Source organism: Streptomyces sp. NPDC004732 (assembly GCF_040609235.1).
In the GTDB taxonomy this organism is placed as follows: domain Bacteria; phylum Actinomycetota; class Actinomycetes; order Streptomycetales; family Streptomycetaceae; genus Streptomyces.
Genome location: NZ_JBEXJR010000001.1, coordinates 414,032 through 428,491, shown reverse-complemented (window position 1 = coordinate 428,491; position 14,460 = coordinate 414,032). Strand labels below are relative to the sequence as shown.

At 71.8% G+C, this 14,460-nt stretch carries 15 protein-coding genes; 8 read left to right on the top strand and 7 right to left on the bottom strand.

Annotation, left to right across the window (positions count from 1 at the left end; translation table 11 throughout):
* The first annotated feature begins 160 nt into the window (after positions 1 to 160).
* Both ABZV77_RS01810 and ABZV77_RS01805 read left to right on the top strand, forming a co-directional pair.
* Complete coding sequence (locus tag ABZV77_RS01810; RefSeq protein WP_356250135.1) at positions 161 to 1,210, top strand: LacI family DNA-binding transcriptional regulator; 1,050 nt, start codon at positions 161 to 163, stop codon at positions 1,208 to 1,210.
* 51 nt (positions 1,211 to 1,261) lie between these two features.
* Positions 1,262 to 2,278, top strand: a complete 1,017-nt coding sequence (locus ABZV77_RS01805; RefSeq protein ID WP_356249194.1) for a hydroxyacid dehydrogenase — start codon at positions 1,262 to 1,264, stop codon at positions 2,276 to 2,278.
* A 10-nt stretch (positions 2,279 to 2,288) separates the two neighbouring features.
* Here ABZV77_RS01805 and ABZV77_RS01800 read toward each other — a convergent pair whose 3' ends face one another.
* Entirely contained in the window at positions 2,289 to 3,326 is a 1,038-nt protein-coding gene (locus ABZV77_RS01800) for an LD-carboxypeptidase (RefSeq protein ID WP_356249192.1), read from the bottom strand.
* A 133-nt stretch (positions 3,327 to 3,459) separates the two neighbouring features.
* Here ABZV77_RS01800 and ABZV77_RS01795 point away from each other — a divergent pair, with 133 nt between their 5' ends.
* The 5 genes from ABZV77_RS01795 to ABZV77_RS01775 all read left to right on the top strand — a co-directional run bounded on the left by ABZV77_RS01795 (position 3,460) and on the right by ABZV77_RS01775 (position 9,773).
* Entirely contained in the window at positions 3,460 to 4,320 is an 861-nt protein-coding gene (locus ABZV77_RS01795) for an ABC transporter ATP-binding protein (RefSeq protein WP_356249190.1), read from the top strand.
* Entirely contained in the window at positions 4,317 to 5,300 is a 984-nt protein-coding gene (locus ABZV77_RS01790; RefSeq protein WP_356249188.1) for an iron-siderophore ABC transporter substrate-binding protein, read from the top strand. Before ABZV77_RS01795 ends, ABZV77_RS01790 begins: the two co-directional genes overlap by 4 nt.
* A gap of 4 nt (positions 5,301 to 5,304) precedes the next feature.
* Positions 5,305 to 7,371 (top strand): iron ABC transporter permease, encoded by a 2,067-nt coding sequence (locus ABZV77_RS01785; RefSeq protein ID WP_356249186.1) that lies wholly within the window; start codon positions 5,305 to 5,307, stop codon positions 7,369 to 7,371.
* 184 nt (positions 7,372 to 7,555) lie between these two features.
* Positions 7,556 to 9,088 (top strand): SulP family inorganic anion transporter, encoded by a 1,533-nt coding sequence (locus ABZV77_RS01780; protein ID WP_356249184.1) that lies wholly within the window; start codon positions 7,556 to 7,558, stop codon positions 9,086 to 9,088.
* A gap of 202 nt (positions 9,089 to 9,290) precedes the next feature.
* Entirely contained in the window at positions 9,291 to 9,773 is a 483-nt protein-coding gene (locus ABZV77_RS01775) for an STAS domain-containing protein (protein WP_356249182.1), read from the top strand.
* Between the two features lie 8 nt (positions 9,774 to 9,781).
* Here the strand turns inward: ABZV77_RS01775 and ABZV77_RS01770 are convergent, their stop codons facing one another.
* The 6 genes from ABZV77_RS01770 to ABZV77_RS01745 all read right to left on the bottom strand — a co-directional run bounded on the left by ABZV77_RS01770 (position 9,782) and on the right by ABZV77_RS01745 (position 13,267).
* Positions 9,782 to 10,315 (bottom strand): VanZ family protein, encoded by a 534-nt coding sequence (locus ABZV77_RS01770; RefSeq protein WP_356249180.1) that lies wholly within the window; start codon positions 10,313 to 10,315, stop codon positions 9,782 to 9,784.
* Positions 10,316 to 10,352: 37 nt separating this feature from the next.
* A complete protein-coding gene (locus ABZV77_RS01765) occupies positions 10,353 to 10,745 on the bottom strand; it encodes a DUF2267 domain-containing protein (protein WP_356249178.1) in 393 nt (130 codons plus the stop codon).
* A gap of 71 nt (positions 10,746 to 10,816) precedes the next feature.
* Positions 10,817 to 11,737, bottom strand: a complete 921-nt coding sequence (locus tag ABZV77_RS01760; RefSeq protein ID WP_356249176.1) for a YihY/virulence factor BrkB family protein — start codon at positions 11,735 to 11,737, stop codon at positions 10,817 to 10,819.
* A 387-nt stretch (positions 11,738 to 12,124) separates the two neighbouring features.
* Complete coding sequence (locus ABZV77_RS01755; protein ID WP_356249174.1) at positions 12,125 to 12,559, bottom strand: hypothetical protein; 435 nt, start codon at positions 12,557 to 12,559, stop codon at positions 12,125 to 12,127.
* A gap of 34 nt (positions 12,560 to 12,593) precedes the next feature.
* Complete coding sequence (locus ABZV77_RS01750; protein ID WP_356249172.1) at positions 12,594 to 12,857, bottom strand: hypothetical protein; 264 nt, start codon at positions 12,855 to 12,857, stop codon at positions 12,594 to 12,596.
* Entirely contained in the window at positions 12,854 to 13,267 is a 414-nt protein-coding gene (locus ABZV77_RS01745) for a DUF2089 domain-containing protein (protein WP_356249170.1), read from the bottom strand. Before ABZV77_RS01745 ends, ABZV77_RS01750 begins: the two co-directional genes overlap by 4 nt.
* Before the next feature lie 184 nt (positions 13,268 to 13,451).
* On the opposite strand from ABZV77_RS01745, the gene ABZV77_RS01740 reads away from it, so the two are divergent.
* Positions 13,452 to 14,387, top strand: coding sequence for an anti-sigma factor RsbA family regulatory protein (locus tag ABZV77_RS01740; RefSeq protein WP_356249169.1), 936 nt, complete (start codon positions 13,452 to 13,454; stop codon positions 14,385 to 14,387).
* Positions 14,388 to 14,460: the final 73 nt, after the last annotated feature.

Below are 14,460 nucleotides of genomic sequence, written 5' to 3'. Positions count from 1 at the left end.
GGTCAAGGTTTCTCACACGTAAAGTTCCACGCGGTGTCCGTGGGACGGAGGAGGAGGGGCGATGGGGCTGAGCGAACGGGGAAGCCCGCTTCCCGTTCACGGCGGCGCGCAGCGCGGCGGATCGGGAATCCCCGGCGGCCGACGCAAGCAGCGCGTGTCCATGGCCGATGTCGCGCAGCGGGCGGGCGTCTCCTCCCAGACGGTCTCCCGGGTGTCCAACGGCCACCCCGGCGTTGTCGCGGCCACCCGGGAGCAGGTCCTGGAGGCCATGCGCGACCTCGGCTACCGACCCAACAGCGCGGCCCGCGCCCTGCGTTACGGCCAGTTCAACACCATCGGCGTCATCCTCCTCAACCTCTCCGCCACCGGGCGCAGCCAGACGGTCGGAGCGATCTCGACCCATGCGGCCGCCGAGGGGTACGCCATCACGATGATCCCCATCGACGTGCCGACCCAGGACAACGTGCTGGGCGCCTTCACCCGGATGGGCGAGCTGGCGGTCGACGCCGTCATCGTCTTCATCGAGGTGCACCTGCTCGACGCGGGCACGGTGACGCTGCCGCCCGGCGTGCACGTCGTCGTCGTGGACACCGACTCCGGCGACCGCTACCGCGTGGTCGACACCGACCAGGTGGGCGGCGCCCGCCTCGCCGTCCGGCACCTCCTCGACCTCGGCCACGACACCGTCTGGCACGTGGCGGGGCCCGAGGAGTCGTACGCGAGCGAGCGGCGCGCCCGCGCCTGGCGCGCCACCCTGGAGGAGGCCGGACGCCGGGTCCCGGAGCCGGTGCGGGGCGACTGGTCGGCCGACTCGGGCTACGCGGCGGGCCTCGCGCTCGCCGAACTCCCCGACTGCACCGCGGTGTTCGCCGCCAACGACCAGATGGCGCTCGGTCTCCTGCGCGCCTTCCACGAGCGGGGCAGGTCCGTCCCCGAGGACATCAGCGTGGTCGGCTTCGACGACGTCCCGGACTCCGCGCACTTCATCCCGCCCCTGACGACGGTGCACCAGGACTTCACGGAGGTGGGGCGGCGGAGCGCGGTGGAGGCGCTGCGCCAGATCCGCGAGCGGACGCCCGCGACACCCGGGACGGACCTGGTGCCTACGCGGCTGGTGGTGCGCGAGAGTACGGCGAAGGCGAAGGTGAAGGCGAATGCGAAGGCGCACGTACCGGGGTCGGCCCAGGCCCCGCCCCCGACGCCTCATTGAGCGGATGACTCTTCCCGTACCGAGCTTCTCCCCGTACCGAGAAGGAGAAAGATGTCACCGTCCCCGCAGCCCAGAGCCGCCCTCGCCATGTCCCGGAGGGCGGCCGACGCCGTCCTGGAGCCGTCGGCCCTCGCCTCCCTCCGGCAGGTGACCACCCTCGAACCGCCGCCCCCGCTCGACGACTTCGGCACCGAACGCGCGAAGGCCGTCCTGGCAGGGACGGAACTCCTCGTGACCGGCTGGGACTGTCCGCCGCTCACCGCCGAGGTGCTCGCGGGTGCCCCGGACCTGCGTGCCGTGGTCCACACGGCGGGCTCCATCCGCGGCCACGTCACCGACGCGTGCTGGGAGCGCGGCATCGAGGTGTCATCGGCCGCCGCGGCCAACGCGCTGCCCGTCGCCGAATACACCGTCGCGATGATCCTGCTCACCAACAAGCGCGTCCTGGAGAGCGCCCGCGACTTCCGTGCCGCACGCACGGCGGTGGACTGGGTGCATACGTCGCGCAGCACCGGCAACTACCGCCGTACGGTGGGCATCCTCTCCGCCTCCTTCATCGGACGCCGCGTCATCGAACTGCTGCGGCCCCACGACCTGCGGGTGCTGCTGCACGACCCGTACGTGTCGGAGAAGGAGGCCGCCGCACTCGGCGCGGAGCTCGTGGCGCTCGACGACCTCTTCGCGTTCAGCGACACGGTGAGCGTGCACGCCCCGCTCCTGCCCGCCACCCGCGGCCTCGTCACCCGCGAACTCCTCGCCGCCATGCGCCCCGACGCCGTCCTCATCAACACGGCACGCGGCCCGATCGTCGATCAGGACGCGCTCACCGAAGCCGTCACCGCGGGCCGCATCCGCGCCGTGCTCGACGTCACGGACCCCGAAGTCCTGCCGCCTGAGCACCCGTTGTGGTCCGCGGACAACGCCCTGCTCACCCCGCACCTGGCGGGCTCCCTGGGCAACGAGTGGCGGCGCCTGGCCGAGCGAGCCGTGGACGAGGTGCGCCGCTGGGCGGCGGGCGACGGCTTCGCGCATCCGGTGCGCCGCGACCGGCTGGCGTACCTCGCGTGACCGGCTGCCCTCACGGCCGGGGCGCGGTCTCGCCCTGAGCGGTTCGTACCGCAGGTTCGAGCAGTGACAGGCTCCGCTGCCGTGCGTCGAGGGCGACGCGGATGCCGACCGGCATCGGCAGGTTCGGCCCCGCATGGCCGAACTCGACGTTGCCGAGGACCGGGATGTCGCGGTCGCCGAGGACGTCGAGGACCAGCTCGGGCAGGGTCGGGGATGCCCCGGGGGATGCGTCGTGCCCACCGAGGCCGTGGATCTCGCGCGGCACGCCCACGACCATGCCGGAGATCCGGTCGAGGATGCCGCTGTGCCGCAGCACCTGCAGATAGCTCCACACATGCGCCGCCTGACTGCCCATCTCCTCCCAGAAGAGCACCGCGCCGTCGAACCGTTCGAGCGGCAGGGCGTATCGCGTCGCCTGGGTCAGCGCGATGCGATTGAGCAGCCCGCCGATGAGCACGCCTTCGGCACGACCGGCACGCCAGCACTCCCAGGTGGGGCTCGCGGGCAGTGCGCCGATCGGCTCCGTGCTGGTCAGCAGCGTCGAGTAGAGCTTCTCAAGTTCCGCTCTGCGCGCCTCGGGTGCGGTCTGCCAGGCCCCGCCTAGGCCGGGTGTGGCCAGGTCGGCGTGGAAGCCGACCAGGCCCGTGCGCGAGTGGAGGACCAGGTGCAGGAGCGAGATGTCGCTGTAGCCGAGGATCGGCTTGGGGTCGGCGGCGATGGCGTCGACGTCGATCAGGTCGAGGTAGCCGAGCGCCGCCGCGCCGCCGTCGTGCGCGATGACGGCACGCACTTCGGGGTCGCGCAGGAGTGCGTTGAACTCCGCGGCGATCTCCGCGGGCGGGGCCGCGTGCCACCAGTGGCGGCGCCCCGCTTCGAGGAGCGGCGCCCGGCGCACGCGGAATCCCATCCGCTCCAGCACGGTCACCGACCGCTCCAGGTCGGGTTCGTACTCGCTGTGGAGGGGTCCGGACAGTGAGGCGATGACGACGAGGTCGCCGGGCGCCAAGGCGCGGGGCCGAAGCGGTGGGGACAGCGCGGTGCGGGTCATCGGTGCAGTATCCCGACCGTCCGCGACGGCATGCCAAGGATTTACCGGGGGCCGATCTGGCCGGATACCCCCTTGTGCCCCGTAAGTAGAGGCCTGTTTCAAACCTTGCTTAGGTTAGGCTAACCTCTGCTGCGTGCATGTAGGTGAAGAGACCACAGCGGCCCGGCGCCCCCCAGGTCATGAACTGTCGGCCACGGGCGTCACCGTGGCGTACGACGGCGTCGACGTCGTCCACGACGCCTCGATGACGCTGCGCCCCGGCGAAGTGACCGTCCTGGTCGGGCCGAACGGCAGCGGCAAGTCGACCCTGCTGCGCACCCTCGCCCGGCTGCAGCGCGCACGGACCGCGGAGCTCGTCATCGACGGCGACACCGACGGCCTCGCGCTGAGCCCCCGCGCGTTCTCCCGCCGTGTCGCCCTGCTCACCCAAGGGCGCCCCACACCCAGCGGCCTGACCGTGCGGGACGTCGTCGAGTTCGGCCGCTACCCGCACCGCGGCCGCTGGGGCAAGGCCGACCCGGACGGCCGGGCCGCGGTGGACCGCGCGCTCGCCATGACGGGCGTCACCGACCTCGCCGAGCGCGGCGCCGAGCACCTGTCCGGCGGCCAGCTCCAGCGCGTCTGGCTCGCGGGATGCCTCGCCCAGGAAACGGGCGTGCTCCTGCTCGACGAGCCCACGAACCACCTGGACCTCCGCTACCAGGTCGAACTCCTCGACCTGATGCGGGACCTGGCGGACGACCACGGCATCGCCGTCGGCGCCGTCCTGCACGACCTCGATCAGGCCGCGGCCGTCGCCGACCGGATCCTCCTGCTCGACGAGGGGCGGGTCGTCGCGGACGGCGACCCCGAAGAGGTACTGACACCGCAGCGGCTCACCGACACGTACGGCATCCGCATCGAAGTCGACTCCGACCCCCTCACCGGCCGCCTGCGCACCCGCGCCATGGGCCGCCACCACTCGCGAAGCGAAAGGCTCAGCACCACCTCATGAGACGCCTCCTGATCACCGCGGCGGCCGCCACCGCCGCGGCCCTCGCCCTGACCTCCTGCGGCACCACCGAGCCCGCCGCCGACGACGCGAAGAAGAACGGCGGGTCCCTCACCCTCACCGACGGCACCGGCGCCGAGGTGAAGCTGCCGAACGGGCCCGCCAAGAAGGTCGTCGGCACCGAGTGGAACGCCGTCGAGAGCCTGATATCGCTGGGCGTCGCCCCGACCGGCGTCGCCGACGTCAAGGGCTACAAGGCCTGGGACACCGCCGCCCCGCTGAAGAACGACCCCAAGGACATCGGCACCCGCGGCGAGCCGAGCATGGACACCATCGCGTCCCTGAAGCCCGACCTCATCATCGCGACCACCGATCTGCCCGCCGCCGCCGTGAAGCAGCTGCGCAAGATCGCCCCGGTCCTGAACCTGCGCCCCGCCGACGCCGCGGACCCGATCGGGCAGATGACCGCCAACCTCGACCTCCTCGCCGAGGCCACCGGCACCACCGAGCAGGCCACGCAGCTCAAGAAGGACTTCGAGGCGAAGCTCGCCGAGGGCAAGAAGGCGCTCGCCGACGCGGGCCGCGGCGGCGCGAAGTACGCCTTCGCCGACGGCTACGTCACCGGCAACCAGACCTCGATCCGGCCGTACACCGACGGCTCGCTCATCGGCGCCGTCAACAAGAAGCTCGGCCTGAAGAACGACTGGACGGTCAAGGGCGACAAGGCCTACGGCCTGGGCGCCACCGACGTCGAGGGCCTCACCAAGCTCGACGACGACGTGCACTTCGCCTACATCGGCAACGACGACGACAAGGGCAGCAACCCGTTCTCCGGCGTCCTGAAGAAGGACAAGGTGTGGACGTCGCTGCCGTTCGTGAAGAAGGGCAACGTGCACCGGCTGCCCGACGGCATCTGGATGTTCGGCGGCACCGAGTCGATGAATCAGTACGTCGACTCCGTCGTCGAGGCGCTGAAGAAGTAGCACCATGGCCGTCACCGCAACCACCCCCGCCACCCGTCCGTCGGCAGCCGCGTCCCGGACCGGCGCGGTCGCGGTGACGGCCGCGCTGCTCCTCCTCGTCGCCGCGCTCGCGGTCGTCGACATCACCCAGGGCACGGCCGCCGTCGGGGCGCCCGAGATCTGGAAGGCCCTCACCGGCCGGGCCGACACGGCCGACAGCTCCGTCGTCATCGCCTCCCGGCTGCCGCGCATGACCGCAGGGCTCCTCGTCGGCGCCGTACTCGGCATGGCGGGCGCCGCGCTGCAGGCCGTCAGCCGCAACGTCCTCGCCGCGCCCGACACCCTCGCCGTCAACGCCGGTTCGTACGCGGCGCTCGGCGTCGCCGCCGCCACCGGCATCTCCCTGCCCTTCCTCGCCTCCTCCGGCATCGCGTTCGTCGGCGGCCTCGCGGCGGCGGCCGTCGTCCTCGGGCTCTCCGGCCTCGGCGCGGGCACGGTCCGCCTCGTCCTCGCGGGCAGCGCGCTCACCCTCGGCCTCACCGCCGTCACCGAGGGCCTGCTCCTGCTGTACCCGCAGGAGACGGAGGGCCTCTACAAGTGGAACCAGGGCAGCGTCGCGCAGAACGGCTTCGACGGCGTGCTGCAGATGGCACCCGTCGCCGCCGTCGGCCTCGCCGGTCTGCTGCTGCTCGCCCGCAAGGTCGACGCCCTGGCACTCGGTGACGACGCCGCGCGCGGCGTCGGCGTACCGGTCCGCGCCACCCGCGTCACCGCCGTCGTGCTCGCCGCGCTGCTCTCCGCGTCCGCCGTCACCCTCGCGGGCCCCATCGGCTTCGTCGGCCTGTGCGCTCCCGCCCTCGTGCGCCCGCTCGCCCGCAAGCTCCGCGGGTTCACCCGCTCCCGCGTGAGCCTCCCGGCCGCGGGGCTCACCGGCGCGGCCCTCGTGCTCGGCTCCGACGTGCTGCTGCGCGCCGTCGTGCCGTCCGACGTGGCGGTCGCCGTGCCGACGGGTGTCGTCACCAGCCTGGTCGGCGCCGTCTTCCTGGTCGTCATGGCCGCGCGGGTGCGGGACACGGCCGGTGCCGCCCCGCCCGAACGGCTGCGCATCCGGAGCCGGGGCGTCTTCATCGGCACGACCGCCGTCCTCGTGGCCGCCCTCGTCGGCCTGGTCATCGCCTCCGTCCTCGTCGGCGACAGCAAGCTGCTGATGGGCGACGTCATCAACTGGGCACAGGGCAGAGCGGGCCAGACCGTCTCCTTCGTGCTCGACACCCGGGTACCGCGCGTCCTCGCCGCCCTGCTCGCCGGAGCGGCACTCGCCGTCGCCGGGACCCTCGTGCAGGCCGTGACGCGCAACCCGCTCGCCGAGCCTGGCGTACTCGGCGTGACGAACGGCGCCGCCCTCGGCGCCGTCCTGCTCGTGACGACGGTGCCCGCGGCCGGGTCGTGGACCATCGCGGGCGGCGCGTTCGCGGGCGCCGCGGTCAGCGCGCTCCTCGTCTTCGGCCTCGCGGCGAGGGGCGGGTTCCAGCAGAACCGGCTCGTCCTCGTAGGATTCGGCGTCGGCACCGGGGCGACGGCCGTCATCAGCATGCTCATCATCCTCACCGACCCGTTCAACGCGACGAAGGCGCTCACCTGGCTCGCGGGCTCCACCTACGGGCGGACCCTGCCCGACGTGGTGCCCCTCGCGATCGTGCTGGCCGTGGGCCTGACCGTCGCGGTCGTCCGCCGCACCGAACTCGACCTCGTGTCGCTCGACGAGGACACCCCACGGCTGCTCGGCCTGCAGCTGAGCCGCGGCCGCCTCGGCTTCCTCCTCCTCAGCGTCCTGCTGAGCGCCACCGCCGTGGCCGCCGCGGGCACCATCGGCTTCGTCGGGCTCGTCGCACCGCACGCCGCGCGGGCGCTCGTCGGCCGCCAGCACGTGCGCGTCGTGCCGGTCGCCGTGCTCCTCGGCGCCATCCTCGTGTGCACCGCCGACCTGGTGGGCCGGACGGTGATCGCACCGGCGCAGCTCGGCGCGGGGCTGATGACCGCGGTGATCGGCACGCCGTACTTCCTCTATCTGCTGGTACGCAGCCGTCGTTGAGGGAGGGCGGTGGCCGAAGGGGGCGGTGATGTCCCCGCGATAGGGTGGGAGACCTTCGGGGACGGCCCGGCGCTGTCCCCGCCCCCCCTCCGCGGGATGTTCTCCTCCCGCGACTCCGAGCCGTGTCGGGGCCGACGACGCCCCCGGGCGGAGACCGACGCCCGAGCACGACAGGTAGCCCTTCTTGCCCACGCCCACGCCTTCCGCGCCGCCCACACCCTCCGCGCCGTCCCCTGCCGCCAGGCTGCGCGGTCTGCGCCCCGACTGGCTGTCCGACCCGAAGGTCTGGCGCACCGAGATCCTCGCGGGTCTCGTCGTCGGACTGGCCCTGATCCCCGAGGCGATCTCGTTCTCGATCATCGCCGGGGTGGACCCCGCGATCGGCCTGTTCGCGTCGTTCACCATGGCCGTCACCATCTCCGTCGTCGGTGGCCGCCGCGCGATGATCTCCGCGGCGACCGGCGCCGTGGCCCTGGTGATCGCCCCGCTCAACCGCGAGCACGGCTTCGGCTACCTGGTGGCCGCCGTCATCCTGGCCGGTGTCTTCCAGATCGCCCTCGGCGCGCTCGGTGTCGCCAGGCTCATGCGGTTCGTGCCGCGCAGCGTGATGGTCGGCTTCGTCAACGCACTCGCCATCCTGGTCTTCATGGCGCAGGTGCCGGAGATGCACGACGTGCCGTGGCCCGTCTATCCGCTGCTCGTCGGCGGTCTCGCGCTCATGGTGTTCTTCCCGAGGGTCACCAAGGTGATTCCGGCGCCGCTCGTCGCCATCGTCGTCCTGACCACCATCACGGTCGCCGCGGGCATCGCCGTGCCGACCGTCGGCGACAAGGGCGAGCTGCCCTCGTCCCTGCCGGTGCCCGGCCTGCCCGACGTGCCGTTCACGCTGGACACCCTGACCACCATCGCCCCCTACGCGCTCGCCATGGCGCTGGTCGGCCTGATGGAGTCCCTGATGACGGCCAAGCTGGTCGACGAGATCACCGACACCCACTCCTCCAAGACCCGCGAGTCCGTCGGCCAGGGCATCGCCAACATCGTCACGGGGTTCTTCGGCGGCATGGGCGGCTGCGCCATGATCGGCCAGACCATGATCAACGTACGCGTCTCCGGCGCCCGCACCCGTCTCTCCACGTTCCTTGCGGGCGCGTTCCTGCTGGTGCTGTGCGTCGTCTTCGGGCCGGTGGTCTCCGACATCCCGATGGCGGCGCTGGTCGCCGTGATGGTGATGGTGTGCTTCGCGACCTTCGACTGGCACTCCATCGCCCCGAAGACGCTCAGGCGGATGCCCGCAGGTGAGCTCGCCGTCATGGTCATCACCGTCGTCTGCGTGGTCGCCACCCACAACCTCGCCGTCGGCGTGGTCGTCGGCACCATCACCGCCATGGTCATCTTCGCCAGGCGCGTCGCCCACTTCACGAACGTCACCTCTGCCACCGGCCCCGACGGCGCCAGCGTGGTCCACTCCGTGACCGGCGAGCTGTTCTTCGCCTCGTCGAACGACCTCGTCACGCAGTTCGACTACGCGGGGGACCCGGACCGGGTCGTCATCGACCTGTCGTCCGCCCACATCTGGGACGCCTCCACGGTCGCCGCGCTCGACGCCATCACCACCAAGTACGCACAGCGCGGCAAGACCGTCGAGATCATCGGCCTGAACCGGCCGAGCGCCGAGATCCACGAGAGACTCAGCGGTGAACTCACCGCTGGTGGCTAGTGGTGTAGACCAATGTCATCAACGGCCCCGATCGGCGAACCGCGGCGGGCGGCATCTTCGCAGGTGGGGGCCGTAGTGGCAGGTGAGGCCGGACGAGACCCCTATGGCGGAGCCCCTGGCCAGCGTGGTATAGACGTATGAAAGAAGTACCTTTCGGCCCGCCTCGGCCGACAGGCGGCTTACCGCCGGAAGGTCTGCTCCCGTGCAAGCTTCAGATCACGCTCCCGCTCCTGATCATGCTGCCGCTCCCGAGCGCGCTCCCGCGCCCGAGGGCGACCCCGCGGCGGACGGCGATCCTGCGATCGCGGCTGCGGCCGCCGAGCGGGCGCACACGCACAAGACGCCGTGGCTGCCCAGCCCGGGCACGGCGCGCAGGCTGCGCCGCGCGGGCATCGCGAGGGTGCTCGTCACCGGCTGCCTGGTCCGCGTGAGCCTGCGCGGCGAGATCACCTCCCGCCAGGCCGACTCCCTCGCCGCGCAACTGCGCGACCTGGTGCAGGACGGCTGCCGACACCTGATCGTGGACCTGTCCGAGGTCACCTACCTGGCCAGGGAGGGCGCGGGCGTCTTCTTCGGCACCCTGCGGGCCCTCAGGGAGGTCGGGGGCTCCCTCGCCGTACGAGGCGCCTGCCCCCGGTCCGCCGCCACGCTGCACTGCCTCGGCATGGGCCGTCTCTCGGAGTAGGCCGCCGGTCAGGCGTCGACCGCGTTCCGCCGGGTGAACCGGTGCCACCAGTGCCGCCGCCGGGGATGCAGGGCCCGGCCCAGGCGACGCCCCAGCACGAGGTAGCCGAGCAGCGCCCCCGCCGTGTTGAGGATGACGTCGTCGATGTCGAAGGTGCGGCCCGTCACGAACGCGCCCTGCGCCAGCTCGACCAGCACCATCGTCACCGCCGTGGCGATCCCCACCCGCACGAGTCCGCGCGTGCGGGGGAGCACCACGGGCAGCAGCACGCCGAACGGCACGCCCAGCAGGATGTTCCCGCCGAGCTGCTTGACGGTGTCACGGAAGGCGGGCTGCGCGAGGTACGCGTCGATGGAGTCGCCCGGGGTGAAGTTGCTGTGGGTCAGCGCCTCCGAGCTCGCGGACGGTTCGAGCGTCAGCCTGGCGAGCACCACGGCGAAGCCGACCATGCAGGCGAAGGCCGCCAGGATGATCGCGACCCGGGCCGACGGCGGCAGGGGAGCCGCGCGCCGGTTCTTTTCGGAACGTCCTGTTCGTGCCATCAGCGCCTCCAGGGGGTGCCAGGAAAGGACCGTTTCCTCAGACCGGTTCGATGCGGCCGAACAGCCCCGCGTGCCCGGGCGGGAGCTGGGTGAGGATGCGGCGCAGCAGCGCGTCGTCCGCCACGTCCGCGAGCGTGCCGAGCACGGAGGTGACGACGCGGCGCGCCCCGGCCGTGTCGTCCCCGGTCCGTGCGGCCACCGCGTCGACGAACTCTGCGGCGGACAACGGCTGATCGGCGGGCTCGGCCTCGCCCACCAGGTCCCCGCACCGGTCGGGCAGCAGCCGGGCCAGGTCGGTGCGGTCGTCGCCCACCAGGTGCGCGCCCAGGACGACCAGCACGTTCTCGACGGCACCCGCCGCCTGCTGGCGACTGGTGAAACTTCCACGCTCCTGAACCCGGTCGAGCAGCGCTTCCAAGGATGTATCCATGCGAGTCCCTCTCGTGGCATCAACCGCTGATCCCGTACCCGGAGAGGGCCACCTGATGCCTCATCGCATTCCTATGCGGCAGCGGCGGCCCGCGCGCGCTCCACCTCCACCGTGAACTGCGCCCCGGCGAGCAGCGCCAGGTTGGACACCCACAGCCACACCAGGAAGACGACGATGCCCGCGAGGGAGCCGTACAGCTTGCCGTAGGTGCCGAACACGGTCGCGTACAGCGTGAACAGGCCGGAGGAGACCAGCCAGAGCAGGGCGGACAGCAGCCCGCCGGGCAGGATGTGACGCCAGCCGCGGGCCTCGGGCGGGGCATTGCGGAAGAGGACGAGGACGAGCAGCGCCACCAGGCACACCAGCGCGGGCCACTTCAGGACGGTCCACGCGGTCTGACCGGCGTCACCGAAGCCGATGCCGTGCCCCACGCTCTCGGCGACCGAGCCGCTGAGCACGAGCAGCAGCGCGCTGGCGACCAGCAGGGCGAGCAGCATGACCGCGGTCATCAGCACGCGGTGCCCCTTGCGCCAGACGGGACGGCGGTCCTCGACCCCGTGCATCGCGTGCAGCGCCCGACGGAACACGGCCGCGTAACTGGACGCGGACCACAGTGCGCTGACGGCCCCGGCGATCACCACGGTGAGCGCCGCGGAGCGTGCGTCCGCCATGTCGCTGAGCGCTTGGTGCAGGGAGCGGCCCGATTCGGCGGGGACCCAGTCCGTGACCTCGGCGATGAGCTCCTGGGTCGTGGCGGGGCTGACCAGGCTGATGAGGCTGACGGTGACGAGCAGCGCGGGGAGCAGGGCGAGGATCGCGTAGTACGTCAGCGCCGCCGCCCAGTCCGACACGTCGTCGTCCCACATCGACACGGGGGTGCGGCGCAGGGCGGTGCGCCGCAGGGCCCACGGCGACGGGGTGCCGGCGCCCGGCTTGCGGCCGTGTGGCGCCAGGGCGGGCGTTCCGTGGACGGCGGACGGTGAACTGTCCATAGGGCTGCTCTTTCTTGCATGTCTTGCCTGCACGTCGGCGACGCGGATGCCGCCTCGTGTTCCCTTTTGCGTTCCCTTGTTCTGCTTCCCTGCCTGCGCTGTTTCGTGCTTCGCCGTACGAGGGAGGGCGGGCGGCCGCCCGGGGGAGGCCCTGAGGGGGCCGCGGTGAGCCAAGGGGCGATATGACAGAAGCCCCGGACTCCCACGTACGGAGTCCAGGGCTTGTCTGGAGCGCTGGGCAGGCCTTGCACCTGCATTTCCCCGCAGGAAGCGGGGCGTCTTTCCTTGGACGACCAACGCCTGTCCCCCGACCGGAAGTCCGGCTTGAGGAGGCGATATTGATCTTATCCCATCACGGGGGCTGCTCCGTACCACCGTGCTTCGTGCTCACTCGCAGAAGACCTGCACCGTGGAGTCGGAGTCCGTGACGTCGATGGTGACGTCGTCGAGCTGGTCGACGAGGTCTTCCAGGTGCTGCGGCTTGAGTTCGGCGAGGTCGATCGGGAAACCCGACCTGGCCAGCTCCGAGTCGACCTTCGTGAGCGCCGCAGGAGGGAGGAGGCTGGTGAGCCGGACCCCGGCGCGCAGCAGTTGGAGCGGGACCCGGATGTTGACCCGGCTGCGTCCGTCGCCGCCGGAGTCGTCCGGGGCGTCCACCATCACGCGCAGGTACTTGGGGCGGCGCGACTTCGGGCGGGGCGGGGCGCCGGGCGAGGGCTCGGACCGGTCGTGTTCCAGGGCGCCGATCAGCCGCTCGGCCTCGTCCGCGGTGATCTTGCCCTCGGCCAGCATCTCCAGGACCTGGCGGCGTTGCTCGTTCATCGTTGTTCTTCCCCTCCGGTTCATCTGCTCTGCCTCATCTGACGCTCACCAGGAAGGCCATGGGGCCGTCCTCGATCTCGAACCGGGTGCCGGGCAGCGCCCACAGCAGCCGCCCCGCGCCGATCAGCGCGCCCACGGGGCGCACCCCGGTGACGGCGCACGCGATCACTCCGCCCAGCACGGCGAGCAGCAGCAGCGGCGAAAGCACCAGCGCGACCGGCACGACGGGGACGTACAGCCTCCGTCGGCGTCCGTCGGATGAGCGGCGCCAGCGGACCGTCACCAGCTGCGGTATCACGGGGACCCCTCCAGCTCGGCCAGTGCCTCCTGGGCGCTGATGTCCCCCCGCCGCAGCCGTTCGACGACGTCGGCGGCGCCCGTGGTGCCGGTGGGTGCCGGGTCGGTCTCCACGAAGTCGAGCTGCTCGGAGATCCGGTTCAGCCGGGACTTGACCGTCGGATAGCTCACCCCGAAGGTCCGCTCCATCTCCTTGATCGACCCGTGCGACCGCACGAACGCGGCGATGAACACCTGGTCCTCGACGCTGAGCCGGGCCAGCTGCGGAGGCTCGAACTGCCCCTCGATCGCGATGCCGCTGTCGACGAGCCGGGCCCGCTCGACCACGAACGGCCGTCCCTGCGTCAGGTCCGTCAGCTCCTGCCACTCCACCCTCGGCTCCCTGCTCTCGATGTCGCGTCTGTGATTCATTTGTACCTTGAGTTTTTTAAGATGACAACGCATCGAAGTTAATTTTCTCAATGTGGCGTTGAATCCGGCCCTGACCTTGCCCCGGGCCGGGGCGAGCAGCCGTTCTACTCCAACTCGCCGTTCTTTCAAGCCAGGTGGGAGATAATGGGCCACCGACCCGTCAGCGATCGAGGTGTCCCACCCCATGAGTGCCACGCCCTGGACCGATCCCTTCGTCCACCCGGCGCTGTTCTACGGGGACCGGGAGGAGTACCTGGCGGGCACCGTGCCGTTCGTCCGTGCGGGGCTCGACGCGGGTGAAGCGGTGGCGGTGGCGGTCCCCGAGGGCAATCTCGGACTCATCAGGGACGCGCTGGGGGAGCGGGCCGCGCAGGTGCGGCTGCTCGACATGGCGCAGGCGGGGCGCAACCCCGGGCGGATCATCCCGCGCGTGCTGCGGGCCTTCGCCGACGCCCACCCCCACGGGCGGGTGCGCATCATAGGCGAGCCGATCTGGGCCGGTCGCACCCCGATGGAGTACCCCGCCTGCGTCCAGCACGAAGCACTCATCAACCTGGCGTTCCAGGGGCGCGCGGCGACCATTCTCTGTCCGTACGACGAGGCGAGCCTGCCGGACGCGGTCCTGGCCGACGCCCATGCCACCCACCCCACGGTCATCCGGTCCGGCAAGCACGACACGAGCGCGGCCTACGCGCCCGACGCCGTGGTCTCCCGCTACAACCAGCCCCTGACGGCCCCCCGCGGCGTTCCGCGGGTGACGTACGCGCGGCACTCGCTGTCCGAGGTGCGGCATCTCACCATCCTCCGGGCCGCCGAGCTCGGCGTGCCCGAGTCCCGCCTGGAGGACTTCGCGCTGGTCGTGGCCGAGTTGACGACCAACAGCGTGGTGCACGGCGGGGGCTCGGGCGCGCTGCGGATCTGGGCCGCGGACGGCCACGTCGTCTTCCAGGTCAGGGACGCCGGTGTACTCACCGATCCGCTCGCGGGCCGCCGCCCCCCTGCCAGGGACCAGCGCGGAGGGCGGGGCCTCCTCCTGGTGCACATGCTCGCCGACCTCGTCCGCGTCCACACGGACCCCGTCCTGGGCACGACCGTCCACTGCTACTTCCAGTACTCCTGACGGCCGCACCCCGTCCCCCTCGCCCGCCCCGTCAGGGGTCCGTATGGAACGGACCCCGCGGCATGAAGGACCC